This is a genomic window from Duncaniella muris, from assembly GCF_003024805.1.
In the GTDB taxonomy this organism is placed as follows: Bacteria; Bacteroidota; Bacteroidia; order Bacteroidales; family Muribaculaceae; genus Duncaniella; species Duncaniella muris.
In genome coordinates this window covers 125055-150413 of sequence record NZ_PUEC01000002.1, presented here as the reverse complement: position 1 = coordinate 150413, position 25359 = coordinate 125055, and the positions used below count along the sequence as shown (strand labels likewise).

Here is a 25359-nt window from a genome sequence, read left to right as displayed (position 1 = left end):
CCTTAACACTGATTACACATGATTAGCGACAAAGCTCACATCGACCCCTCGGCCAAGATAGGCGAGAACGTCACCATCCATCCTTTCGCCTACATCGACAAAGATGTGGTGATCGGAGACAACACCGTGATCATGCCCTTCGCAAGCATCATCCGCGGAACACGCCTCGGCAAGAACTGCAAGGTTTTTCAGAGCGCGATAGTAGGAGCCGATCCCCAGGACTTCCGCTGGAAGGGTGGATTCACATACTGCTACATCGGCGACAACGTGGTAATCCGCGAGAACGTCATCATCAACCGCGGCATAGAGACCGAAGGCGGCACCCGCATCGGCGACGACTGCTTCCTGATGGCCAACTCTCACGTAGGCCATGACTCGCACCTCAAGGGCAAGGACGTGATCGGCAACAACGTATCGATTGCCGGCGACGTGGAGATCGGCGAATGCTCCATCCTCTCGTCAAGCGTAGTGGTCCACGAGAATTCACGAATCGGCGACTGGGTGCTCATCAAAGGCGGATGCCGCATCACCGGCAACGTGCCTCCCTTCTGCATCATGGCCCACAACCCGACATCCTATTTCGGCGTCAACGCCACAATCCTGCGCAAACAGGGCATGGACGAGGAGCGCATTGATGACATAGCCAAGTGCTACCGCCATATCTATCAGACCGGCACCTCGGTGTTCAACGCCATGCGCCGCATCGAAGCCGACGTGGAAGACACTCCCGAACGTGACAACATCCTCTCGTTCATCAACAGTGTCAACCTCCGCATCGTAGCCGTGCCCCGCGACCTCGAACAGTAAGCCGGCACCACGATACCGCAGCATTTCCATAAAACTTGCTTTTCAATAACCCCACTGACGCCCCGCCATGCAACAAGCCGCGGGGCGTCAGTGTTTATATATATGTGGAATTTTATTAGTATATTTGCACTTGCCATGCAGCCTGAGACCTCATCCGGACATCCACGGCCGGAACCGGCTGCTCAATGACACTTTCTGACAGAACGAATCATATACATGACCGGAACCAACACTGAAAATACAATCGACGCCCTGCGGCGCATCTATCACTCCGGGCAAGCGGTGAGAGTGCTCTTCGTCTGCCTCGGCAACATCTGCCGCTCGCCGGCGGCTGACGGCATCATGCACGATATTGTGAAACGCGAAGGCGAAGCCTCAAGATGGGTTATCGACTCGGCCGGAACCGGAGGCTATCACGTGGGCGATCTGCCCGACCGCCGTATGCGCCTCCACGCACGTCAGCGCGGTCTCGACCTGAACCACCGCTGCCGCCAGGTAAGCGAATCGGATTTCGATGATTTCGACATAGTCATCGGAATGGATGCCTCAAACATCTCCAACCTGCGCCGGATAGCCCCCTCGCCACAGGCCGAGGCTAAGATAGTGCCCATGTCAGCCTTCTTCGCCCCGTCGGAGCGCTACGACCATGTGCCCGATCCCTACTATGAAGGTTCCGAAGGCTTCGAACTGGTACTCGACCTCCTGCAGGACGGTTGCCGACGGCTTTTCGACACCGTAAGGACCAATAAAAGACAACAAGAATATATCTGATTCCGACTTATCCTCCCGATTATGAAGACATTTGATATCACCATACCCGTCACCGAGGCCTCTTTCGAGGAACTCAGCCCTGAACAGCAGACACTCGTCACCCTCGCCCGCAAAGCCACTTTCCGCAGCTATGCGCCTTACAGCAAATTCAGCGTCGGAGCGGCCATTCTGCTCGACAACGGCGAGATGCTCAGCGGATCAAACCAGGAAAACGCCGCCTATCCGTCGGGAACCTGCGCCGAACGCACCACTGCGTTCTACGCCCACTCCACCTATCCCGATGCAAAATTCAAGACCATAGCAATCGCGGCCCGCGGAACAGACGGAAAGGAACTCGACTCGCCTATCTCGCCCTGCGGAGCCTGCCGCCAGGTGTTGCTTGAATATGAGACTCTCGCCGGAGCTGACGTGCCCGTCATACTTGCAGGCGCGGGGCGCTGCTTCATCTTCCCCTCGGTCAAGTCGCTCCTGCCCTACTGCTTTTCTGAATTCTGATTACGGCAAAATCCAGTCTGTGAGCCGGTGTATGTGTGGGTGAAGCCGTCAGGCTCTATTTGCGCCGGATTCCGTGAAGATAGCCGTAGACGGTGCCTACAAGCAAGGCGCCACCTATTATATTGCCTATTGTGGCAGGGATGAGATTGCACCACACGGCCTCGCCTATGCCTATCTCAGCCCCCTCCATCATACCGAGCGGAATGAAAAACATATTGGCTATCGAGTGCTCGTAGCCCAGCACCACGAAGGCCATCACCGGAAGCCAGCAGCCGAGAGCCTTCTCGAAGAAGGTCTTTCCGGCCAAGGCAAGCCACACAGCCAGACATACACACCAGTTGGCGCCTATGCCCTTGAGTAGCACTGTGAGCCAGGGCATCGACACCTTGGCCTTGGCAATGCCGGTGATCGCGCTGTGGTAAGGCTCGGCCGCGGTAAGCCCGCAGGCATAGACCATGAGCCAGGTGAACAGAAGCGCGCCGATGAAGTTGCCGATGTAGACAAGCGTCCAGTTGCGCACCACCGTGGCCATCGAATGCTCGCGCTTCATGTAGGAAGGTATCAGCAGAGCGTTGTTACCGGTGAAGAGTTCGGCGCCGAGCACCACCACGAGTATCAGCCCGATCGGGAACATGCACCCGCTCAGCAGTTTCTGCATCGATGGATTGCCGCCGGTGATTTCCGGAAACCCGAAGCCCACCACGAGCGAGAGTATTCCTCCGAGAGCTATGTAGGCCCCGGCGAGACAGGCGGCTGTCAGCAGGCGGCCGGTACTGTTGACTGTAAGCGAGGCCTTGGCGGCGCCGGCCGAGGCGGCGGTTTCGGTGATTTCGCGTGGAACTCTGATCTGCATGGCTGATAATGTCGGTTTTATGTGGGAGGATGGTTACGGTCGCTGCCGTTCGCGCTTCTTGAGGAAGAGATGGAGCAGCGCTATAATAATGAGGGTCAGGCCTATCACTCCGAAATAGTAGAAATAGTGGCCCTGGCGGTATTCGGGGAACCCGATGTAGCTCATCACTGCGAGATAGACAAGCAGAATGAGAGGGATGAAAGTTGAACGGCGTAGTTTCATGCTATACTTAAGATAAGGTTTTATGATCAGTTGTTGCCGCTGTCGGCGACATCGCTGCTGTCGGCTGTGACAATAGGGTGAAGATAGGCCGACTCGGCCGGGTCGAAGCCTCCGTCAGTCAGAAGATTGTAGATCCTCAGACAGGCCCATGCGTCGATCGAGGCATAGTTCTGCTGTCCGGGCGAAAGTTCGGCGGCTTCCCAATTGCTGAGACGCTGACTCTTGGAGATACGCCCGCTGAAGAGAATGCCGTAGATTTTCTGCAGGCTCGAATCGCTTATGCGGAATGTTTTGACCACAGCCTGCAGATCTACGAAATTCTGCGGCTCGAAGGCCGCTATGCGGTGCAGCACATGGAAATCGTCGCGCAGCGACAGCCCTACCTTCACCACATCATCGGCCTCCATGAACTCGCGCATCTCCTGGAAGAAGCCGAGCTTGTTGAGGCGGAACAGGAAGCTGTGGTCGAGGGTCGAGATCTGGATCAGCGACACGGTGTTGGTCTGTCCCTTGCGGAAATTTGGCTTGGTCTCGGTGTCGAAGCCTACGGTGCCGCATTTGCGCAGATAGCGCAGGGCCGCGCGGGCGTCACCTACGTTGTCAAGCACAGTGATCTTTCCTGGAAACTCGACTGTCGGCAGCACCGACAGCTCTTCCTTTGATATGGATATGCTGTATTGGTTGATGTCCATGATGTGGATTAGGGTCTTTTATCGCCGCAAAGTTACGAATTATTTGTGTAATTTCCTCAGTCCTGAAGGCTGGGGACGGTGGCGAAGCGGGCTGCGGGGAAGTGGCGGCTTACGTAGCGGCGCAGAAAGCCCTGGGTGTCTTCGGCTATGACGCGGTCGGTGTCGAAATGCTCGTTGTAGATGAGCGCGGCAAGTTCTATGCCGCGCGCCTTGATGGCCTCAAGCGAGAGCACTGTGTGGTTGATCGACCCAAGCACTCCGTTGGCCACAAGTATGAGCGGCAGTCTGCGCGAGCTTACGTAGTCGATGGTGAAGAAGTCGTCGGTCACCGGGACCATCAGTCCTCCGGCACCCTCGATGAGCACAATGTCATAACGCTCTTTGAGTTTGCGGGTGGCCTCGTCGATCACCGCGAGGTCGATCTCACGCCCGTCAAGACGCGCGGCCAGCTGGGCCGAGGCGGGATAGGAGAAGATAACCGGAGCTGTGGTGTGGTCGAGGTCCTCCGGCAGCATTTCCACTCCCATAATCTTGCGGTGCAGGTCGATGTCTTCCGAAAATCCGGTGTTGCCGGTCTGGATGAATTTCTGGGTGATCACGCTCTTGCCTTCCTTCATAATGAGTGAAGCAAGATAACCGGTGACGTAGCTCTTGCCGGCGTCGGTGTCTATGCCTGAAATGAAATATGCCTGGCTCATAGGTCGGTTTTGAGTTCAGTTTTTTAGAGAGTGTTTAATAACACCCTCTTGAGTGATATATAGATCGGGTTATAGGTCAGCGAGGCGCTTCCGTCGGCCTCGGCGGGATAAAGGCGGAGCACTTCGCGCGCCCGCGCGCCGCCGTTGTCGCTGCTCAGGGCATTGACGCCTGTGAGTTTGACGTGGCGCAGGGCTTCGAGGGGCGAGCCAAAGCGCAGGGTGCGCTCCTCTTCCTCGAAACACAGGGTGTGCAGCGAGGGGGGTATCATGCGCCGGAGGGCTGCGGCAGGCGGATAGTGGGTGGCCTGCGGGAGAATGTCGCGTATCTGGCGCATGGTAGCCGGGCCGAAGGTGGAGATGAAGGCCAGGCCTCCCGGGCGCAGCACTCTTGCGGTCTGGCGCAGGAATTCAGGCAGCGAGTTGAACCACTGGACCGTGGAGGCCGAGAAGATCATGTCGACCGAGGCGTCAGGCAGCTGTCTGATCTGAGTCTCGGCATCGCATTCAAGGGCTTTTATGCGGCCGCAGCCGGCTGCGCGGCTGAAAGCGTGGGGTATGTGGAGGTCCCAGCCCGTGATTTCGGCATCAGGAAAGGCCTCGGCAAGCATGCGGGTGGTCAGCCCGGTGCCGCAGCCTATCTCAAGGATTGTGCGGCAATGCTCGCCACCAGCCGCTATGGCCTTCGAGCAGAGTTTTTCGGCAATCTGGCGCTGGACCACGGCATTGTCATCATAGGTCTCTCCGGCGCGGCCGAATTTTTCAGCCACAAGGCCTTTTTCGGTTATGAATTCATTGATTATAGCCTGAAAATCGGGCAGATGCGGGCCATCAGCTACTGTCAGAGTCTCGACAGCCTCGCCGCCTTGCCATGCGCGCAACTGGTTTTCTGGCGGAATGATGCGGTCGGCTGTGCCTACTATTGCGGTGTCCCAGATGGCTCCGCAGGCATCGCCCGCGCTCTCCACAGCTTCAAGTTCGGCCCGCAGGCCGTCGATGTCGCGCGCGGGGAGGGTCAGGGAGAATCTGCGGTAGCTCTCCGCAGAACCACACATGCGCAGGTTGAATTTCGAGAGGGTCTTTTCGCTCAGTCCGGCGAGAGTGCCGCGAAAAATGGCTTCGGGTATGCCGAGAGAGTCACTGACCGGGTGCATGGTGCCGTTGACGGCTATGCGGGCGCTGACCGGAAGCTCAGGATGGGCGGCCAGAAAGCGGGTGGCGGCCGGAACGCCGAACGACCAGCCTATTACGGCTATCTCGCGATACTGTTCAAGCTCCTCCACAAGGGAGGGAGGAAATGCGGGCTCCCGGTAGTCCCACACGGCAATGATCCTATAGCCTTCCTGCTTCAGCGAGGCAAAAGGCTTTTCGTCCATACCCCATCCGGCAAAGATGAGTATGGCGCGCTCAGGCGCAGTCGGGTCAGTCGGCGGAAATACGTGAAATTTCATTGGCTAAGCGGTCTATGTCAGCGGTGGTCATGGCCGCGCTCAGGCTGATACGCAGGCGTTCGGTGCCGGGAGGTACGGTCGGGGTGCGTATCGGGAGCACTTTCAGCCCGGCGTCGAGCAGCCTGCGTGAAAAGCTGACGGCCTTTTCGGCAGAGCCGAGGACCAGTGGCTGGATGTGGCTTGGAGTTATGGTGAAGTCAGGAGAGAGCGGCTGCAGACTCTCGCGCAGGCGGTGGCCGAGTTGGCGCAGGTGATCGCGCTCGCTGTCCATGAGCAGTATTTTTTCAAGCAGGAAGCGGGTCCACTCTGCCGTAATGGGGGGCAGGGCGGTGGAGAAGATCAGGCTGCGCGAACGGTTGACGAGATAGTCGCGGACCACCGGCGAGACGGCGCAGAAGGCTCCCATCGAGGCGAATGCCTTGCCGAAAGTGCCGACAATGACATCGACATCGGCGTAGCATTCCGAGGCGCGGCAGAGTCCGAGTCCGCCGGGGCCTTCGGCTCCTACTGCATGGGCCTCGTCGATATAGAGCATGGCACCGGGAGTGCGCCGGCGTAGGGCTGCGAGACCGCTGATATCGGCCCGGTCGCCGTCCATGCTGTAGACGCTTTCGGCCACAATGAGCACCGATTCATATTTTCCGGCCGCCTTGGCCAGTATGCGTTCGAGATGGCCGAGATCGTTGTGGCGGAAGCGCTCGAAGGGCGCTTTTGACAGCACTATGCCGTCAATGATGCTCGCATGTACCAGCTTGTCGGCCACGATGAGGGTCCGGCTGTCGGCCAGGGCCGCTATCATCCCCGTGTTGGCATGGTAGCCGCTGTTCATCAGCAGACAGGGGCGGCAGTAAAGCTCGCCGAGACGACGTTCGAGAGCATCATATTCCCGCTGGCGGGCGCTCAGCAGGCGCGAGGCCGATGAGGTCATGGGGATGCGTCTCCGCTGCGGATCGGCAAAGAATTCCTCCTGCACCTCCGGGCGCGCGGCCAGTCCGAGATAGTCGTTTGACGAGAAATCGGTCACGGCTTCCGCGACACATTCCTCAGGAATGGTCCGCAGATTTCCGCCCAGGCGCAGCGAGTCGAGTATGTCAGCGTATTTTTTCACTTTATGCACTCGATCATCTGCTCTATCAGGCGCCGCAGGTCGGAGTCTGATATAATATAAGGTGGCATTATGTAGACATTGCGGCCGAAGGGTCTCACCCAGATGCCGCGCTCCACGCAGCGCTTCTGGAATTCGCCCACGTTGACCGGCTCTTCCATCTCGATCACGCCGATTGCGCCGAGCACTCTGACATCTCTGACACCTGGCACTCTGACGGCGGCTATCAGATGTCGCCGCATGAGGGTTTCTATATGGTTGATGCGAGCTTCCATGTTCTGGCTGCGCAGCAGTTTCAGCGAGGCCACGGCCACAGCGCAGGCCAGAGGGTTGGCCATGAATGTCGGGCCGTGCATCATCACACCGGCCTCGCCTCGCGAGATGGTGTCGGCCACTTCGCGCGATGTCATCACGGCGCTCATGGTCATATAGCCGGCGGTCAGGCCTTTGCCTATACACATGATGTCGGGCTCCACTCCGGCGTGTTCCCAGGCGAAACATTTGCCCGTGCGCCAGAATCCGGTGGCGATCTCGTCGAATATCAGATAGATGCCGGCTTCGTCACAGAGACGGCGCGCCTCGCGGAGATATTGCGGATGGTAGAAGCGCATCCCTCCGGCGCCCTGCACCACGGGTTCGAGTATCAAGGCTGCGAGTTCGTCCCTGTGGCTGCGGATAATCTCGGCCAGCGGCTCAATGTCGGCAGAATCCCAGATGCCGTCAAAAGTCACCTGCGGAGCGGGGGCGAAGAAGCGGATGGGAAGCGCCGGGCCGAAGACTCCGTGCATACCGGTGACGGGGTCGCAGACGCTCATAGCGTTCCAGGTGTCGCCGTGATAGCCGCTTCGGATGGTGACGAAATTGGTCTTCCGATGGTCGCCCGAACGCGATACCGATGCCTGCACCGCCATTTTCATGGCCACTTCGATGGCCACCGAGCCGGAATCGGCATAGAAGATGTTGTTCATCGACGGCGGAGCCATCCCCAGCAGGAGCTTGCCGAGCTCTATTGCCGGCTCATGGGTGAGGCCTCCAAACATCACATGGCTCATCTTCGATATCTGACGCTCTACTGCGGCATTGATCACCGGGTGGTTGTAGCCGTGGATGGTACACCACCATGACGACATGCCGTCAATCAGCTCGCGGCCGTCGGCAAGGCGCAGGCGCACTCCGGAGGCCGAGTCGACCTTATAGGTCGGCAGCGGATCGATGGTCGATGTGTAGGGATGCCATAGATGTTCGCGGTCGAAGCTGTCATGAAGCGAGTCTTCGCCACCACATATATTATATATAGTGTCAGCCGGGCTGACTTCTGTGTCTGATTGCATGGTTTGACTGGATGGTTTTGTTATTGCAAAATTAGCAAATATTCATTGAAATATTGCAAAAACAACTCCAACATCGTATATTTGCAACATACACCAAATTCATTCATCGCATTACCAATGAGAAACAAGATTTTATCGGCTGCAATCGGTCTCGGCACTGCCTTAGGCCTTCATGCAGCAGACAAAGTGACCTTTGCCTATGAAGGCTTAAACTACAATATTCTCTCTGAAGCCGACAAAACCTGTGAAGTAGGCCGACACGACAAAAATGCCCAGCTCAGTTCGGTAGTGATACCAGAAACCGTGGAATACAACGGCACTGCATACACCGTCACAGCTCTTGGCGACAGCGCATTCTACGGCAATGGCTATCTGACCGCGCTAAAAATTCCTGAGACCGTCACTGTCATCAAAAGCTGTGCCATTTCGCAGACACTCAGACTTTTCGAACTCAGGCTTCCCAACAGCGTCACAGAAGTGGAGCCACGTGGAGTATATGGCAACCGGAGTCTCTATGCTCTGTGGATCAGCACGGGAATGCGTGAGATAAACCGCGAGGCATTCAACGCCAACCCAGCACTTACCGCAATAGTGATTCCAGAAGGCATTGAGATTATTCACGATGAAGCTTTCAACTATTGCTCAAGGGCCACAACTCTCATTATCAGCTCCACAGTCACCACGATCAGCAAAATGGCTTTTGCCGGTTGCTCCAGTCTCACTAATGTGAAGATACCCGGAAATGTTCAGGAAATAGGGAATGAGGCTTTCAGCTACTGCGCAAAATTGGCCACCGTAACAATTGAAGAAGCCTCTCAGCCACTGAAATTAGGCTCTGACGTTTTTGGACATGGCATATATACCTCCAATCCGAACAATGACGCATGGTGCCGCCTTAAAACTCTGAATCTCAACCGCTCATGGACCTGCACTGCGACTGATGTCAATGGCCTGCCGTTTTCAAAACGTTCCACTCTCCAGACCATCAATATCGGCGAGGCCGTATCGTCAATTCCTGATAATTCGTTTGCCGGCTGCGACAACGTGACGGCCATCAATATCAACCGCGACACCGCACCCTACGCAAACTCGTCGGTTTTCTCGACCCAAGTTTTTGCCGGAGCAACTCTCACGGTGCCAGAAAGCGCTCTTGAAGCCTATAAGGCCAACAGCCTGTGGGGACGCTTCGCCAAGATCGAGGGCACGGCCGAGTCAGGCATAGCCGATATAGAGGCCGATGCGGCAGGTATTACCGAATACTTCGATCTCTGCGGACGCCGCATAGACGGCACTCCCTCGGCCGGCATCTACATTTTCCGCCGTGCCGACGGTTCGACAGGCAAAGTGCTCATCCGATAAACAATGAGTATATCTGATAACCGGGAGGCTTGCAAATACGAGCCTCCCGGTTATGCCTATCGCCCCAATTACCAACTGTTTATAACCAAAATCAGATCAGACAATTTAAAAATATTATCGAAAAATTTTTAATTTTTATAAATTTTATCATATCTTTGTGACGAAATACTATATCTCACACACGAAATATACACATTTCAACCTAAACAACTCGTTTTCAACCCTTAGAAACAAACACTTTTTTATTACTAACCTTTAATAATTCACATTATGAAAAAGTTCTTAGTTATGGCCGTTATGGCTATTATGGCTCTCGGCGTATCCGCTCAGGTTTATGTAGGTGGTTCACTCGGCTACACTCATGCAAAGACTGACCTTGGCAGTGGCGATCAGTTTACTATCGCTCCCGAAATCGGCTATAACCTCAATGACAGCTGGGCTATCGGCGCAGGTCTTAACTATACTTGGGTTAAGGATGCTTACAACCAGTTCGAAATCAACCCCTATGCCCGTTACACCTACTTCCGCACTGATCTCGTTAGCCTCTTCGTTGACGGCGGTGTTGACCTCGGTTTCTCTAAGCCTGATGAAGGTGACACTTCTGTAGTATGGGGCATCGGTCTCAAGCCCGGCATCTCTCTCAACCTCAACGAGAAGTTCAGCCTCGTAGCTCACATGGGCTTCCTCGGCTATCAGGATCTTAAAGAACGTGGCAAAGTTTACGGTATCGACCTTCACAACAACCTTTCTTTCGGTTTCTACTACAACTTCTAAATCCCGCAACGGTTTAGCCTCCTGAGAGGCTTTGCTACGGAATAAAAAACGCGCGCGGCGTCTGCCCTTCATCCGGGCCGACGCCGCGTTTGTTTCCCCCCGCCATGCCACACGGTCGCGGAGGGCGGGTGCAACATGCCGGATCCACACGGTTGCAGAGGGCGGGTGTCCGGCAGGACATTGATTTACCATCACGATACGGACGTAAGACGCGAACTCCCGGTTAAGCCTCATTTCGACGCCCGCCTTACGGATCCGTAAATCCGTGTCCTCACGGACACGATACGACGGGGGAATCATAAACCCGTGACACCTGCGCGCAAGGCGCTGCGGTGTCACGGGCTATGAGTAAATCGATGTCCTAACGGACATCACCATCCGGTACCACACGCCCACAGGGACGGTGGAAACATCGGAACCGCATCCGCATGGTCGCAGAGGGCGGGTGCAACATGCCGGATCCACACGGACGCAGAGGGCGGGTACAACATGCCGGATCCACACGGACGCGGGGGGCGGGTGCAACATGCCGGATCCGCACGGACGCGGAGGGCGGGTGCAACATGCCGGATCCACACGGTCGCAGAGGGCGGGTGCAACATGCCGGATCCACACGGTCGCAGAGGGCGGGTGCAACATGCCGGATCCACACGGACGCGGAGGGCGGGTGCAACATGCCGGATCCACACGGACGCGGAGGGCGGGTGTCCGGCAGGACACCGATTTAATAGTAGCCCCCGACACCGCAGCGCAAAGCGCGCAGGTGTCGGGGGGGTAGATAGTATCCTTTTTGATAATGTCCGACAGGACATTGATTTACCATCACGCCAAAGCCATATCAGCCCGGCTGCGGGGGATGGAGGAATATAAACGCGGACGTATCCGAATGGTCGTGGGGATTAACGGATCTGGATTTTGGTCACGTTGCCGCCCTGACGGCGGATGTAGATGCCGGGAGTAAGATTGTCGGCATTTACCGGCATACCCTGGATGTTGAAATACTCAACCGGGGCATTGCCGTCGGCTTCGATATCGGTTATGCCGCTGGTGTCGCCGATGGTGAAGTAGACATTCCCAGCTGTGACATACTCTTCTTTGCCTGCATTGTTGACCACAGCCACCACATAGTAGCGCTGTCCGGCAACGGCTTTGGGAAGAGAGAGCGAGACGGTCTCGGTGGCAGTCCGGCCTGCGCTTACATAAACCGGCACAGTCTTTTTTGCTACTACCGTACCCAGGAAACCTGACTGGAATACACGCAGTTCGAAATCACGGTAGACAACTCCGGTAAGACCTTCAACTGAAACAGAGACCTTGATGTCATTGGGATCGACCGCTTCGGCATTGGCTACAGAAACCGTAATCGGACTCTTGTAGGTGGGCTTCGGAACTCTTGAATTGACTGTCACGGGGCAGGTGCCCAGCATGGTGTAGGCTCCGTTTTCAACCATTGCGATGGCAAATGTCCATTCACCGGGATCAACCGATAGCCCCTTGTCATAGAACCAGTCTGTCACAAATTCAAAGGGAGTGCCTTCAGGCGAGAAGTCAAGAGTGATGTTGCTGTTCGAATAGGCGCGTACCGACTTGTCGGGGTTGAGGAGCACGGCCTTGACAGCTGTGCTTGTCTCGGCTCTGCCGGTGAAGCGGGCCACACCTGAGATTTTGACGCTGCTGTCGATATAGAAATCGCCGTGGGTGTCAATGTTCTCCACAATCAGATCGCCGGCCTTGGGAATTGAAGATTCCACAATCTGTCCGCTTTTGACGGTGATAAGCACATAGCCGGCCACAGTGGGAGGACACTGGAAGTTGTATTCCTCGCCATCGATACGCACAGCCGGATAGACACGATAAGTACCGTCGGGAAGGCCTGAGATCTTGGCCATCATCGAACGGGCAGTCACGGTATTTCCGGTAACAATGTCAATGCCCCAGTTCCTGCACACAGGCGAAACTACGGTGCTGGTGGATATCTTTTTGCTTCCGTCCTCGCTGAATATCTGATAGATGAACTCACCGCTGACAGTATAGGGTGAGCGGTTTACGAAGGTGCCGTGTATGTTGAAATATGTGTTTCCGGCATAGGCGTTCGTAAGATCATCAATGCAGAAAGTGTAGCGGCGGGGAGAGTCAGCGCCGGTGGAAGGCTTTATGCCGAAGAGCGCACCCTGGTTGCTGGTGTAGTCACCTGTACCGCCACCTGTACCGAGGCTGCTCGGCTTGAGCATAGACAGGCTGAAATAGCCGTCGCCGAGGCCGGCCCAGCCCCAGTTGAAGTGGAAATAACCGTCTTTGTCATAGCCGTCGCAGACAAAACAGTGAGCTCCGCCCCAGTAGACCATCGGGCCGCAGTTTTTGAGGTTGTCATAGACCATCTGCTCCCACTCGTCGGTGGTGTGGAAGCTGCGGAACTCGTTGTGTATGTCAAGGTCATATCTGAAATATGACACAAGGGCATTGCCAACCTGCTCTTGGTAGGCGGCCGAGGCATCGGAGGCATATCTCATGCGGAGCGAGTAGCCGCAGGCCTGCATCAGCTTGGCTACGGCGTCGGCCTGGGTTTCGGTGTACTGACCATATGTATATGTGTCGGTCATGCCGGCCCAGTCGAATTCATAGTTGCTGAAGTCCTCGGTGAGGGTTTCGTTGTTCCATTTGTAGCTGAGATTTGCATTTTCAGCCACCTTGTCAGGCCAGTTGTGATATTTCATCACCTGGGCCATAGCGGTAGCAACGCAACCGGTGTAGGTTGGGCGTCCTGATGACTTGGGGCAGAATGTATTGTAAGGCGCTCCCTGGTCCCAGCGGGTGGCTACAAGAGGAGCTATCGGCTCACGGGGATCGCCTGCGCGGCTGACAGAGCGGCTGTAAGGCTCGGCTCCGAAGTCAGAAGCCATACGGATTCCGTCGGCGCAGAGGTCGAGCCAACCTTTGAAATTATCGGGAAGATCAGCGGGATCAATCGAACCGCTGTCACTGTAGCCCACGAGCGGAATGGCCACATCATCAGCCGATACAATCATCCAGCCCCCTTCAGGACGGTTGAACACATAGAGAGCCGGAGCATCGGCCTGACCCACTGTCATCACCGGAGCCACAGAGGCTGATGCCGTTGAGCGTGATACCGATTGACCGGTGACACGCCCCAGCGCTTCGGCAGGGCTGAGACTGCGCGCTGTGGCTGTAGGGCCGCCGAGCATGACGGCCAGAGACAAAAGCAATAGAGGTTTACGCATAAGGTTGTAAAGAATAGAGAATTGTCATTTTACAAGAATTTTGGTCACTTCCGGGCCCTGACGGCGGATGTAGATGCCTGGAGCAAGGTTTTCACCGCTGACCGGCATGCCCTGAAGGTTGAAATACTCGGCAGGGACTTCGGTATCGGCCCCGATTCCGTCAATGCCGCTGGTGTCGCCAAGTATGAAATAAGCGGAGGCCGTTTTGCCGACAGTAGAAGTGCCTGACTGGCGTTCGGCTCTCACAATATGCTGCTGACCGGGGAGAACCATATAGCTTGGCAGCGAAACAGTGTAGCTGATGACCGCGGTCTGGCCTCCGGTGACGAACACCGGCACCCGTCTGTCGGTGTTGAGCGGAGTGATGCTGCGACTGATTTTCACCGTCATGTATTCGTCGATCAGGCCGGAGATACCTTTGACCGTGATATTGAACTTGAGATTCTGCGGATCTACGGCTGACACAACCTCGACGGCAGTGATCTGATATTCCCCTTCAGGGATCTCGTCGGTGATGGTCACAGGGCAGGTGGCTATCGTCTCGAAACCGAGCTGCAGAGCCAGAGTGTATTCGCCCGGAGCGATGTTGAAGCCCGCGCTGACGAAGTCGAAGTCACAGCCCTCGTCAGAAAATTTAATGTTCAGTTCGGTGCTGTAGGCAATGATCTCGCCTGATGGGGAGAGAAGGCGCACACCTATGTAGCGTTCGGTATCGCCTACGCCGCCAACGAATTTCGCGGTTCCGGTGACTCTGAAACGTTTGCCATTATAGATGAGATTGTTGACGTTGGCACAAAGATTTTCAACTTCCAGAGAAGCCGTCTGGTGAAGTTCGGCCTTGTTGACGCCTCCCTCGCGGGTGTAGATCACATAATCAGGATAGCCGGGAGCCGAAGCGAAGACATGTTCCTCACCATCAAACTCAACGGCGGGGTAGATGTGATATGTCCCGTCTTCCAACGACTCAGGGATGTTACATTCGATCATCGACTCATAGTAGGGAGGATAGAATTCCGTACCTGCCGAGGGGATCGAAGCCGTGCATGATGTCAGATATTTTTCCTCACCGTTTACTTCAGCGAAGATACGGAATTTGAAAGTGGCGTTAACCATGTAGGGCGAAAGGTTGCTGAATGTGCCGAACATTGACAGCAGCGAGCCGGAGACAAAGGTCTCGGTGATGCCCTGAGACGCATAGAAGGTGTAGCGGCGCTTGGCCGGCGAGTCATTGCCGGCGGGCTTTACACCGAGGAGAACACCCTGGCCGTTGTTGAAGCCGCCTGTGCCGCCGCCGACCCCTGTCGATCCGGGGTTAAGCGCGTCAAGAAGATAATAGCCATCGCTCAGACCGCCCCAGCCCCAGTTGAAGTGGTAGAATCCGTCGCCACGGTAGCCGTCGCAGACAAAGCAGTGTCCGACACTGCCGGAACCCCACCAGAGCACCGGACCACAGGTTTTCAGGTTTTCATAGATCATATTGTCCCAGGCGGCAGAAGAGTACATCTCGCGCGGTTCATTGTGGAGTCCGGCGTCATATTTGAAATAGTTCACCAGCGCACCGCCCACTTTCGCGCCGAAAGAGCCTGAGGCGGAGGTGCCGTAGTTCATGCTGACGGAATAGCCGCAGGCCTGCATCAGCTTGGCCACAGCGTTGGCCTGTTCTTTGGTGTGGCTGTCGCGGTAATCGTCAATCATGAGATCCCACTGGAACTCGTAGTTGCTGAAATCTTCGCTCAGAGTGACAACGGACGTGCCGTTGTGCCACTGATAGGAGATCATGGCATCTTCCGCCCCCTTGTCAGGCCAGTTGTGATATTTCATGACCTCGGCCATAGCGGTGGCCACACAGCCGGTGACAGTTCTCGCCGATCCAATCATAGGGCAGAGGTCATTGTAGGGTCCTTCCTGGTTCCACATTGTTGTCATCAGCGGACCGATCGGCTCATGATCAGGAATGGCGGCACGCGAATAAGGCGCATGGCCTTCGGCTGAGGCACGGAGAATCTGCTCCTTGTTGAGTTCAAGCCAGAAACGCAGGTTTTCGGGGAGGTTGTCAGGATCGAGGCGGCCGTTGTCGCTGTAGCCTATCACGGGTGCTGCGACATCGTCGGCCGAGAGGATCATATAGCCCTTGCCGGAACGGTTGAACACGTAGATGGCCGGGGCCTCGTCTGATCCGAGAGTCATGATCAGTTCCGGCGATCCGCCGGAGCGTGAGACCGGCATCACGGCCTCAGCCGTAGCCCTGTCAAGAGCTTCCGAGGGGCTCAGGCTGCGGGCCGAGGCTACGGGGGCGGCCATGACGGCGGCCAGCGATATGAATAAGAATGATTTTCTCATCGGTTTATTTTTGGGGGATTGTTTTTTTCAGTCGGTTTATTTCACTATCACTTTCGAGACTTTCGAACCCTGACGGCGGATGTAGATGCCGGGGACAAGATCTGCCGCATCGACGCGCTGGCCGCGGAGGTTGAAATACTCCACCTTGCCGTTGACATCGGCGCCGATGTCTGAGATGCCGCTGGTGTCACCGATGGTGATGGGAAGGTCAGGGAAATCGTAGACCGGCTTCATGCCGCCGGGGAAAGAATATCTTTCATAATAGACATTGGCCGTATAAGCTTCGCCCGCCACGGCATCGGGGATCGAGAGGGTGGCATTGAGAGTGACGGTATTCCCGGCAGACACATAAAGATCTCTCATTAAGGTTGCCACAGTCTCACCTGAGGCGTTCTTGATTTCGAAATACAGCTTATCCTGTGCAATACCGGCCAGGCCGGTCACTGTGGCTGTCATGCTGACAGCAGCCGGATCGACAGCCGAGGGATTGTCTACTTTAAAGCCATTGATCTTATAGTCACCATAAACATACGGGCTCACAGTGGTCTTGCAGGATGCCATGATGTTGTATTCATAGGTTATGTCATTCATATGGACCAGAGCGAATGTGTAGTCGCCGGGCTTGACAGTTGGTCTGAACCATGAGCTGATGAATTCAAAGGGTTTACCCTCAGGGGTGAAGGTTATGTTGGCACCTTCGGCGGTCACAAGCACTTTACCCTCATCGTCGAGAAGCGCGGCAAGAAGATAGAGGCTTGTCTCGGCCTCGCCCGTGAAGCGGGCTGTGCCCGACACCTTGAACTGGCTGTCGACAAAGAGGTCGCCGTTGGTGCTGAGGTTTTCGATTACCTTCTCGCCTACGGAGGGCACTGTGGCTGTGTTCTTATACTGGTTTGTTCCGGTTTTGGTGCGGGTGTAGATAATGTAGTCAGCCTCTGATACCGGTGTGCGGAACACGTAGTCCTTGCCGTCGACACGAATGCCGGGATATATACGGTAGGTGCCCTCGCCGAGCACCGAGTTTGAGATCGACCCCATCAGTTTGAAACAACTTAGCTCCGTACCGAAGTCAGAGAATGACGACGGTGTGGTGAGATCATCGACAGTGGTCACAAGCTTCGAGCCGTCTTCGCTGTAGATCATATAGATGGCCTTCCCGTTGACATTGTAGGGCGAGCGGTTCTTGAATTCGCCCTGAATGGTCAGGAAAGTGCCCAGGACCGTAAGATCCGAAAAGCTGGAGCAAGTGAACGTATAGACCGGTTCAGGCCTGAGTCCGTCAGAAGGCTTGGCACCGAAAAGGGCTCCCTGGGCGTTGTTATAGCCGCCGGTGCCACCGCCGGTACCCACAAACGACGGGTTCAGGGCGTCAAGCAGGAAGTAGCCGTCGCTGTTGCCTGACCACCCCCAGTTGAAGTGGAAATAACCATCGGGACGATAGCCGTCGCAGACAAAACAATGGCCCACGCTGCCTGAACCCCAGTAGACCATCGGGCCGCAGTCGCGCAGGTTCTCATAGACCATCTGCTCCCAGCGGGCAGAGGTGTAGAGCTCGCGGGGCTCGTTGTGGAGGCCGCCGTCATAGTCGAAATATGTCACAAGCGCCCGGCCCACAACTTCATTGAACGCGGCGGATGCCACAGGACTGTAGCCCATTTCGACCGAATATCCGCAGGCCTTCATCAGATTGGCCACGGCATCTGACTGAGCTGAATTGTAGGCTGTGAAATAGCTGTCAAGCATATTGTTCCAGTCAAAGCTGAAGTTGCTGAAATCGGCGCTCAGAGTCGGGGTGTCGGCAGGGCCTCCGCGCCATTTGTATGAGAAGTTGGCGTTCGCACCTGCCTGAGCCGGCCAGTTGAAGAACTTCATGACCTGAGCCATCGCAGTGGCTACACAGCCGGTGTAGGTGGCACGGCCTGATACCTTTGGACAGAGCTTGTTGTAAGGCGCCCCCTGGTCCCAGGTGGTCTTTACCATCGGGGCAATCTCTTCGCGGTCAGGAGTCTCGGATGCAAGATATGGCCCGGCACCGTCAGCCGATGCCGCAAGAATCTGCCGGCTGCAGTCGTCAAGCCATCCTTTCATGTTTTCCGGCAGATTGGCAGGATCAATGGCTCCGCTGTCACTGTAGCCTATGACCGGGGCGGCGACATCGTCAGCCGCAACAATCATCCATCCGCCTTCCGGACGGTTGAACACGTATAATGACGGAGCGTCCGCTGTCCCTACGGTCATGACCGGGGTCTGGGCCGAAGCTCTTGACGAGCGCAATGCGGGCTGGTTGGTCACTCGTCCCAATGCTTCTGCAGGACTAAGGCTACGGGCTGTCGCCGACATGCCGGACATGAGGGCCAATGACAGGAACAATACTGTTTTACGCATAAAAATGTGAAGAATTTAGCAGGGTGTGATTAGTTTATCTGATTGAACTGAGCTTAGGAGTGTCAGCAGACAAGGATTTTCTTATTCTCATACTTTTCATACATCCTATACACCTTAATATATAATGTATGTCAGTTACTTTCTTTTCTTTTTTCATGGTCCCCAATGCCTCAATACCCGTCCTGATACCTGAAAGATCCGGCCGTCAGCTTCCGCGGTCTCTCTGCGGCAGACTGAAAACCAGACGGCAGTCCGGCAATCCGGCCGCTATGAGGCTGTCGCATCTGGCGGCCGCATCCGGAGTGCCGGCAGGAAATGGCATCTGATAGATTTCCGTTACCCGCGCACCCGGAATAATGGCTCCCATTATTTCAGCAGGCAACGGAGCAGACTCCATCGCGGCATATTCCCGATAGGTCCAGCGGGTGAAAGCCGTATTGCCGGAAACACCGCGCCGGTCAAGCAGAAAGCCGTCTGAAAGTCTGACCGGAGCAGCATCAACAAGGTCTGATGGGGCGGGATATGACACAAGCCCGCGGTGCCGGCTGTCAAGAGTGACAGGCACACGGTCGGCATAGTCTCCGTCAGTCTTATAGATCCGAGCCATCGCAACAGCGTTGACCGTGGGTGCGGGCAGCGGTTTCGCCCCTATGACCACAGGCTGTGACTGAGGCGCTGAAACCGCTGCCTGCTCCTTGTGAGAGGAACAAGCTGCCAGGGAGATGGAGAGTATTGGCAGGAGCAGTTGTTTCATACGCGAAAAAGTCACCCTCCAAAGTTACGTAATATACTCTTATCAACCAACTCCCTGCGACTGTTTTAATATACATATTTTTGAAAATCTTCTTACTTTTTCACGATTTTGGCCGAAATGGGGCCTGAATCGGTCTCATTCCGGCTTATGTACATGCCTGGATTAAGAAACACCCTCCAAATTTTAAAGGATGCCCTGGCTGAGAATTTCAATCTCGCCGGGCATCCTTCTGAAGGTGCTATATATCTGTCACTATTGTGTATGGGAGAGAGCATTGCCGGGACCTGCACGACGCCGCCTGCATCTCTCCGGATTCTATTTCTTTATGACCTTGACAGTGCGGACGCCGTCAGCTGTCAGCACTCTTGCTATGTAAAGGCCTGAGGGGAGAGCCGAGAGGTCGACGCGGGCTGTCTGACCGTCAATCTCTGACGGCGCGCCGGTAAGTTTGCCTGACAGCGAGTAGAGGTCCACGCGGCTGATTTCAGCCGAAGCAGAAATCACGGTGTGATCTACTGCCGGATTGGGCGAGAGGGTAACTGCATTCGCGCCATCGGCTATGACATCAGCAATTCCGCTGCGTTCGCCGATTGTAAATGACAGATATTTACCAGACGAAATAAAGCTGTTGCCGTTATAGAGACCCACGTCCACGAGCTCTCCGGCGCTGAAGCCCGTCAGACTTCCGTTGATGACAAATGACTGTGTCTCGCCGGCGTTCATCACAAGCAGAGGAGAATAGAGCTGAGCCGAGGCATACTGGTCATTCTCGCCGAAGAAAACCGCGCGAATCTGTCCGGCCAGATAGCCTGACTGGCATTTCAGAGTCACGTTTATGACAACGTTGTCAGGATCAACCGCAGAGGCATTTTCCACGTTCCAGCCGACAACCTGCAGCGATGGCGCTCCGGGATTGCTGCCTACCGTGACGCTGAGCTGGTCGGAAATCACCTTGTAGCCCGAACCGACCTTATAGCCCATTGCGAATTTATAGGCTCCGGGGGTTACTGAGATTTCATCGCCGTTGTCATTGACAAACCATTCGCTGAAATAGTCAAACGGCTCACCGGCTACGGAGAATAGCTGGTTGAGTTCGCAACCGTGGCCCAGAACTGTTCCGTTATCTCTGAGCAGAAGTCCATAGACAGGCATTGTCGCTTCCATGTCTACTGAAAATTTTGCCAGTCCGGTAGCCCGGAAGCCACAGCCGGAATACATCTGCCGGGAGGTTGTCAGCCCTATAACCGAGTAGTTGCCCAATGAGGGTGTGGACACCGAATAATTCGAACCGCTGCGCGACAGCAGCACATAATCAGGCTGGGAGATGGAACACTGATAAGGATAAACGGCCGATCCGATTTTGAACACCGGATAGATACGATAGGTTCCGTCGCTTATCCCAAGATATGAAAGCGGAATGGAAACAGACGGATAATATGAACCGGGAGAATAATCCGACACAGTATAACGGTCTACAATCTTTATATCCTTGCCGTTCTGATCGGTAATTCTTAAAGACACATAACCTGAAACCTCATCAATCGAGAAGTTGGCAAAATCTCCGTAGAGCACAAAATTAGACCCGCTGATTTCAGCTGAGATATTTCCGAGAGCTACGAATTTGATATCATGGAGAGATGAGGTCGAAGTGGCGGGACGGATGCCTATGAGAATTTCCTGACCGCTGTTGTAGCCTGAAGTGCTGCCTCCGGCTCCCTGCTGGTCTGGGTCAAGCGCATTGAGAAGGAAATAGCCGTCGCTCATGCCTGACCAGCCCCAGTTGATATGGAAATAGCCGTTGCCCTGATAGCCGTCACAGACAAAGCAGTGGCCGCTCTCTCTGTTGCTGCCTGAATAGAGCACCGGGCCGTCGGTCTGCAGGCTGTTGTAGATCATAGTCTCCCAGTCGGCAAGAGTATAGCAATGACGAAGTTCGTTGCGAAGACGGCCGTCATATTTGAAATAATTGGCAAGCGCGCCTCCGACTGCCGCACTTGAAGCGCCTGAGGCGGAGGGACCATAGTCCATCTTAACAGAATAGCCGCAGGCCTGCATGAGCTTGGCCACTGCTTCCTGCTGAGTTCTCGTTGAAGAAACGGCGGAATAGTCAGGGAGCATGTTGGACCAGTCAAAAGCATAGTTGCCGAAACTTGCCGTCAGCGTTTTGCTTTCCCACGTGTAAGAAAAATTCGCATTTGATGCCGCCTTGTCAGGCCAGTTGTGATATTTCATCACCTGGGCCATAGCCGTGGCCACGCAACCGGTGTAGGTCGGATATTCCTCACCTCTGTACTCGTAGATGGGGCAATAATTATTGTAAGGCTCACCCTGGTCCCACTTGGTCTGAAGCAGAGGGCCGATAGGGTCTCGGTCTTCGCGGGCAGTGACCTCATACGAGCCGGCATTTTCCGCTGCCGCAGCCCTTATCTGGGCGCTGTACTCCTCAAGCCACCAACGCATCGACGGTGACATCTTTTCAGGATCGAATATCCCGTTGTCGCTGTAGCCGAGCACCGGCGCCGCCACATCATCGGCCGATACTATCAGATAGCCCGACTCATTGGGTGTGAACACATAGACAGCCGGGGTGTCATCTGCTCCGATGGTCATTACAGGTTCAAGCACTGAATGACCACGGCTTGTGCCTGTCGCAGCGGCCTGTGATGATTTGGCCGCACGGGCGAGCGCCTCGGCGGGAGAAAGTGTGCGGGCCCCGGCTGAGCTTGCAGCCAAGGCTGCCAGAGCTAACATCAGATACGTTTTTTTCTTCAACTTCAATTAGCGTTTTAGCGGTTTTATAGATATGGCATAGCCACCGCCGGCAATGGCGCCGAGTGTCAGTTTCGACTTTGAGGTGACTGTCTTGCGGGTAATATCGTAGCGGGTCTGGCCGTCGACGGTGTTTGCGTCAGGGGCCTCGGCATAGATCGTGGCTTCATATTTCCGGCCCGGATCGAGAAACGAGAGGCTGATGGTGCTCTTGCGGTCAGCGGTGCCGGCGGTAGATCCTACATACCATTCATCTGAGTTCTTGTCTTTGCGTGCCACTGTCACATATTCCATCGGCTCGGCTTCAAGATAGACCGAACGCTCCCATTCAACAGGCACATCTTTGATGAACTGGAATGCATCCATATGCTTTTCATAATGTTCAGGAAGGTCGGCGGCCATCTGGAGGGGGCTGTACATGGTGACGTAGAGCGCCAGCTGGCCGGGAATGGTCGAGGCGATCTTTGAATTGTTGTAGGGAGTGAAGGTCGACAGGTCGAACTCGAAAATGCCGGGAGTGTAGTCCATCGGGCCTCCCTGCAGACGGGTGAAAGGCAGGATCGAGGTGTGCCATTTCTCATTGCCGCCCATAGCCTGATACTCTGTTCCGCGGGCGCTTTCGTTGCCGATGAGGTTGGGATAAGTGCGGGCCAGACCTGTAGGACGGCTTGCCTCGTGGGCGTTGACCATTATCTTATGGTCGGCGGCCTTGCGGACGGCATAGAGGTAGTGGTTGTTGAGCCACTGTGAGTAGTGATATTCGCCGCGGGGAATGATGTTGCCTACATAACCGCTCTTGACGGCATTGTAGCCGTAGTCGTTCATCAGCTTGTAGGCCTGGTCGAGATGGCGCTCGTAGTTGCGCACCGATGCCGAGGTTTCGTGGTGCATCATCAGCCGCACGCCCTTTGACCGGGCATAGTCGGTGAGATATTTCAGATCAAAATCAGGATAGGGGGTGACAAAGTCAAAGACATAGTCTTTCGACTGGCCGAACCAGTCTTCCCATCCTTCGTTCCAGCCCTCTACGAGCACCTGGTCAAAACCATGATCGGCAGCGAAGTCGATGTAACGCTTGACCTTGGCGGTGTTGGCGCTGTGGCGCCCGTTGGGGCGGGTCTTGGTGTAGTCGGTCTCGCCGAGCTTCACGGAGTAGACATCATCGGTATAGTTCCAGGTCCCGGCTCCGGTGATCATCTCCCACCAGACGCCGATGTATTTGACCGGCTTGATCCAGCTGACGTCTTCATAGGCTGTCGGATCATTGAGATTGTAGATCAGCCGCGAGGCGAGGATGTCACGCGCGTCATCGACTATCATCACCGAGCGCCAGGGACTTTTGGCCGGGGTCTGCATGTAGCCTTTGCGGCCCTGATTGTCGGGGGTGAGCCATGAGGAGAATGTCATGGTTGTGTCGTTGAGGTTGAGGTGCATTGTCGGATAGTCGACAGTGGCGGCCTCGTGGATGTTCAGATAGATGCCGTCGTCGGTCTTGAGCTGTAGAGCGGTCTGCACGCCTGTGGGCGAGAAAGGCGTGGTCGAGGCATTGTCAGGATTGATTTTGGAGGGGAAAAGGCCGCGGATCTCGCTCAGGCGCGACCGGGTGTAATTATACTCCTGGGTGTCATAGTCACCGGGAATCCAATAGGCGGTATGGTCGCCGGTCATTGCAAACTCCGTTGCTTCTTCGGCTATTACGAAATAGTTGAGATTTGGCTGTCCGGGGAACTCATACCGGAAACCTATTCCGTCGTCATAGGCTCGGAAGCGTATCTCCATAGAGCGGTCAAATGCCGGCTGACGCAGGCTGACGGTCATTTCATTGTAGTGGTCGCGGATTTCCGACTCTTCGCCCCAGACAGGCTGCCACACGGTGTCGACACTGTCGCGGCTCACTCCGGCAAGCTCGAAGCCGTCTTTGAGCGAAAGAGCGTCGGCTCCGGCCTTTTTGCCCTGTTGCTCGAAGCTGTTGCGTCCCGACTCGCTCGACAGGTCAAAGCCGAGACCCGACGGGGCGATCACCTGCTTGCCTTTGAAGTCGACAAAGTAGGTTGGACGTCCGTCACGGATCTCAAACGTCAGCGCGATGTCGCCGTCAGGCGATTTCAGCACTTCATCTGCTTTTGATGTCCCTGCAGCCATCAGGCCGAGAGCGAGAGAGAGGACTATGTGATGTCTCATAATTGAAATTTGATGTAAGGAATAAAATGTGATAAGTAAGTATGACATATAGAGTTGCAAACTTACAAAATTTTCCTTTCATTATCAATTTTTCACACCACTTTCCTCGGATAGTCAAAAAGAAATTCGTTCAAATCGTCATCAGCACATTTGAACGGTTTTATATCGGAGTCCTCAAGGTGACAGACGGGCGGCTGTCAGAAGATTGATTCGTGGGTGTAGGAGGTAAGCAGCTCCAGAGCCTTCATACCCATCACGGAGTTGCCTTTTTCGTTGAGGCGCGGGCTCCAGGTGGCCACGGCATAGCGCCCGGGATAGACGGCTGCTATGCCGCCGCCGACTCCGCTCTTGCCGGGAAGTCCGACCAGATAGGAATATTCACCGGCATCGTTGTAGAATCCGCAGGTCTGCATGATGGCGTTGATGCGCTTTACCTGCGAATAGGTCAGGCTGACGCCGCCGAAGGAGAATTCCCGGTTGCGGTCGGCAAAGGGCAGAAACGATTGGGCCAGCTGACGGCAGTCCATCTTGACGGAACACTGCAGGAAGTAGAAGCGCAACACGTCCTCGATGTCGTTTTGCAGATTGCCGTAATACTTGAGCATGTTGGCAATGGCGGCGTTAACATAGCCCGTAGTCCTCTCCGAAGCCGCTACCTCGCGGTCATATCCTACGGTGGGATCGCCGGAGATACGGCGTATGAAGTCTATATATTCACCCTCCGGATCGGAGAGTTCCGAAAGGAGCACGTCGGCCACAACGATTGCACCGGCATTGATGAACGGATTGCGCGGAATGCCGTGGTCGAGTTCAAGCTGTATCAGCGAGTTGAAAGCCGAGCCCGACGGCTCTTTGCCCACTCTCTCCCAAAGAGCCTCGCCTTTGAGCGAAAGGGCCATAGAGAGTGAGAAGACTTTGGTGACACTCTGGATGGAAAAGCGCTCACCGACATCACCCAGCTCGGCTCCGCCACCATCGGTGGTGAGAAGGCAGATGCCGAAACGGTCAGGATTGACTCTCGCAAGCGCCGGTATGTAGGAGGCCTGCTGTCCTACGGTGCGGAGCGGCTCAACTTCGACCGCTATCTCTGTCAGGATTCTATTATAGTCCATGATGATCTGGTGGGATTTGACATG

The 25359-nt window shown here is 55.4% G+C and carries 19 protein-coding genes; 5 read left to right on the top strand and 14 right to left on the bottom strand.

Annotated features, from left to right (window positions below; translation table 11 throughout):
* Positions 1-18: 18 nt before the first annotated feature.
* From lpxA to C5O23_RS01315, 3 genes are all read left to right on the top strand, one after another.
* Positions 19-807, top strand: coding sequence for an acyl-ACP--UDP-N-acetylglucosamine O-acyltransferase (gene lpxA, locus C5O23_RS01325; protein WP_107031152.1), 789 nt, complete (start codon positions 19-21; stop codon positions 805-807).
* A gap of 216 nt (positions 808-1023) precedes the next feature.
* Positions 1024-1578, top strand: coding sequence for a low molecular weight protein-tyrosine-phosphatase (locus C5O23_RS01320; protein ID WP_107031151.1), 555 nt, complete (start codon positions 1024-1026; stop codon positions 1576-1578).
* 21 nt (positions 1579-1599) lie between these two features.
* The gene (locus C5O23_RS01315) at positions 1600-2073 is read left to right on the top strand and encodes a cytidine deaminase (protein ID WP_107031150.1); all 474 of its coding nucleotides are present in this window, start codon (positions 1600-1602) and stop codon (positions 2071-2073) included.
* A gap of 55 nt (positions 2074-2128) precedes the next feature.
* Here the strand turns inward: C5O23_RS01315 and C5O23_RS01310 are convergent, their stop codons facing one another.
* From C5O23_RS01310 to bioA, 7 genes are read right to left on the bottom strand one after another with little or no spacing between them, the layout of a single operon-like run.
* On the bottom strand, positions 2129-2926 hold the full coding sequence (locus C5O23_RS01310) for a formate/nitrite transporter family protein (protein ID WP_107031149.1): 798 nt from the start codon (positions 2924-2926) through the stop codon (positions 2129-2131).
* 33 nt (positions 2927-2959) lie between these two features.
* Complete coding sequence (locus C5O23_RS01305; protein WP_107031148.1) at positions 2960-3148, bottom strand: hypothetical protein; 189 nt, start codon at positions 3146-3148, stop codon at positions 2960-2962.
* 26 nt (positions 3149-3174) lie between these two features.
* Complete coding sequence (locus tag C5O23_RS01300; RefSeq protein ID WP_107031147.1) at positions 3175-3840, bottom strand: 3'-5' exonuclease; 666 nt, start codon at positions 3838-3840, stop codon at positions 3175-3177.
* 56 nt (positions 3841-3896) lie between these two features.
* Positions 3897-4538 carry a dethiobiotin synthase gene (gene bioD / locus C5O23_RS01295; protein WP_107031146.1) on the bottom strand — a complete coding sequence of 214 codons (642 nt, stop codon included), beginning with the start codon at positions 4536-4538 and terminating at the stop codon, positions 3897-3899.
* 23 nt (positions 4539-4561) lie between these two features.
* Positions 4562-5986, bottom strand: a complete 1425-nt coding sequence (locus tag C5O23_RS01290; protein WP_107031145.1) for a pimeloyl-ACP methyl esterase BioG family protein — start codon at positions 5984-5986, stop codon at positions 4562-4564.
* Entirely contained in the window at positions 5958-7094 is a 1137-nt protein-coding gene (locus C5O23_RS01285; protein ID WP_161553524.1) for an aminotransferase class I/II-fold pyridoxal phosphate-dependent enzyme, read from the bottom strand. Before C5O23_RS01285 ends, C5O23_RS01290 begins: the two co-directional genes overlap by 29 nt.
* Positions 7091-8422: an adenosylmethionine--8-amino-7-oxononanoate transaminase gene (gene bioA / locus C5O23_RS01280; protein ID WP_107031143.1), complete on the bottom strand. Its 1332-nt coding sequence runs from the start codon at positions 8420-8422 to the stop codon at positions 7091-7093. The genes C5O23_RS01285 and bioA overlap by 4 nt, the downstream gene beginning before the upstream one ends.
* A 117-nt stretch (positions 8423-8539) precedes the next feature.
* On the opposite strand from bioA, the gene C5O23_RS01275 reads away from it, so the two are divergent.
* Positions 8540-9781, top strand: a complete 1242-nt coding sequence (locus tag C5O23_RS01275; RefSeq protein WP_107031142.1) for a leucine-rich repeat domain-containing protein — start codon at positions 8540-8542, stop codon at positions 9779-9781.
* A 270-nt stretch (positions 9782-10051) separates the two neighbouring features.
* Complete coding sequence (locus C5O23_RS01270) at positions 10052-10555, top strand: outer membrane beta-barrel protein (protein ID WP_107031141.1); 504 nt, start codon at positions 10052-10054, stop codon at positions 10553-10555.
* An 899-nt stretch (positions 10556-11454) separates the two neighbouring features.
* On the opposite strand, the gene C5O23_RS01265 is transcribed toward C5O23_RS01270, so the two are convergent.
* From C5O23_RS01265 to C5O23_RS01235, 7 genes are all read right to left on the bottom strand, one after another.
* Complete coding sequence (locus tag C5O23_RS01265; RefSeq protein ID WP_107031140.1) at positions 11455-13794, bottom strand: C10 family peptidase; 2340 nt, start codon at positions 13792-13794, stop codon at positions 11455-11457.
* 24 nt (positions 13795-13818) lie between these two features.
* Positions 13819-16134 carry a C10 family peptidase gene (locus C5O23_RS01260; protein WP_107031139.1) on the bottom strand — a complete coding sequence of 772 codons (2316 nt, stop codon included), beginning with the start codon at positions 16132-16134 and terminating at the stop codon, positions 13819-13821.
* 36 nt (positions 16135-16170) lie between these two features.
* A complete protein-coding gene (locus tag C5O23_RS01255) occupies positions 16171-18519 on the bottom strand; it encodes a C10 family peptidase (protein WP_107031138.1) in 2349 nt (782 codons plus the stop codon).
* A gap of 205 nt (positions 18520-18724) precedes the next feature.
* Positions 18725-19273 (bottom strand): hypothetical protein, encoded by a 549-nt coding sequence (locus tag C5O23_RS01250; RefSeq protein WP_133166485.1) that lies wholly within the window; start codon positions 19271-19273, stop codon positions 18725-18727.
* Positions 19274-19588: 315 nt separating this feature from the next.
* Positions 19589-22024 carry a thiol protease/hemagglutinin PrtT gene (locus C5O23_RS01245; RefSeq protein WP_107031136.1) on the bottom strand — a complete coding sequence of 812 codons (2436 nt, stop codon included), beginning with the start codon at positions 22022-22024 and terminating at the stop codon, positions 19589-19591.
* A 27-nt stretch (positions 22025-22051) separates the two neighbouring features.
* A complete protein-coding gene (locus tag C5O23_RS01240) occupies positions 22052-24223 on the bottom strand; it encodes a glycoside hydrolase family 97 protein (protein ID WP_107031135.1) in 2172 nt (723 codons plus the stop codon).
* A gap of 197 nt (positions 24224-24420) precedes the next feature.
* Complete coding sequence (locus C5O23_RS01235) at positions 24421-25335, bottom strand: glutaminase (RefSeq protein WP_107031189.1); 915 nt, start codon at positions 25333-25335, stop codon at positions 24421-24423.
* Positions 25336-25359: the final 24 nt, after the last annotated feature.

Bases quoted from the DNA above. Each gene is read 5' to 3' on its own strand.
- lpxA (WP_107031152.1), top strand. From the start codon at position 19: ATGATTAGCGACAAAGCTCACATCGACCCCTCGGCCAAGATAGGCGAG.
- C5O23_RS01320 (WP_107031151.1), top strand. From the start codon at position 1,024: ATGACCGGAACCAACACTGAAAATACAATCGACGCCCTGCGGCGCATC.
- C5O23_RS01315 (WP_107031150.1), top strand. From the start codon at position 1,600: ATGAAGACATTTGATATCACCATACCCGTCACCGAGGCCTCTTTCGAG.
- C5O23_RS01310 (WP_107031149.1), bottom strand. From the start codon at position 2,926: ATGCAGATCAGAGTTCCACGCGAAATCACCGAAACCGCCGCCTCGGCC.
- C5O23_RS01305 (WP_107031148.1), bottom strand. From the start codon at position 3,148: ATGAAACTACGCCGTTCAACTTTCATCCCTCTCATTCTGCTTGTCTAT.
- C5O23_RS01300 (WP_107031147.1), bottom strand. From the start codon at position 3,840: ATGGACATCAACCAATACAGCATATCCATATCAAAGGAAGAGCTGTCG.
- bioD (WP_107031146.1), bottom strand. From the start codon at position 4,538: ATGAGCCAGGCATATTTCATTTCAGGCATAGACACCGACGCCGGCAAG.
- C5O23_RS01290 (WP_107031145.1), bottom strand. From the start codon at position 5,986: ATGAAATTTCACGTATTTCCGCCGACTGACCCGACTGCGCCTGAGCGC.
- bioA (WP_107031143.1), bottom strand. From the start codon at position 8,422: ATGCAATCAGACACAGAAGTCAGCCCGGCTGACACTATATATAATATA.
- C5O23_RS01275 (WP_107031142.1), top strand. From the start codon at position 8,540: ATGAGAAACAAGATTTTATCGGCTGCAATCGGTCTCGGCACTGCCTTA.
- C5O23_RS01270 (WP_107031141.1), top strand. From the start codon at position 10,052: ATGAAAAAGTTCTTAGTTATGGCCGTTATGGCTATTATGGCTCTCGGC.
- C5O23_RS01265 (WP_107031140.1), bottom strand. From the start codon at position 13,794: ATGCGTAAACCTCTATTGCTTTTGTCTCTGGCCGTCATGCTCGGCGGC.
- C5O23_RS01260 (WP_107031139.1), bottom strand. From the start codon at position 16,134: ATGAGAAAATCATTCTTATTCATATCGCTGGCCGCCGTCATGGCCGCC.
- C5O23_RS01255 (WP_107031138.1), bottom strand. From the start codon at position 18,519: ATGCGTAAAACAGTATTGTTCCTGTCATTGGCCCTCATGTCCGGCATG.
- C5O23_RS01250 (WP_133166485.1), bottom strand. From the start codon at position 19,273: ATGAAACAACTGCTCCTGCCAATACTCTCCATCTCCCTGGCAGCTTGT.
- C5O23_RS01245 (WP_107031136.1), bottom strand. From the start codon at position 22,024: ATGTTAGCTCTGGCAGCCTTGGCTGCAAGCTCAGCCGGGGCCCGCACA.
- C5O23_RS01240 (WP_107031135.1), bottom strand. From the start codon at position 24,223: ATGAGACATCACATAGTCCTCTCTCTCGCTCTCGGCCTGATGGCTGCA.
- C5O23_RS01235 (WP_107031189.1), bottom strand. From the start codon at position 25,335: ATGGACTATAATAGAATCCTGACAGAGATAGCGGTCGAAGTTGAGCCG.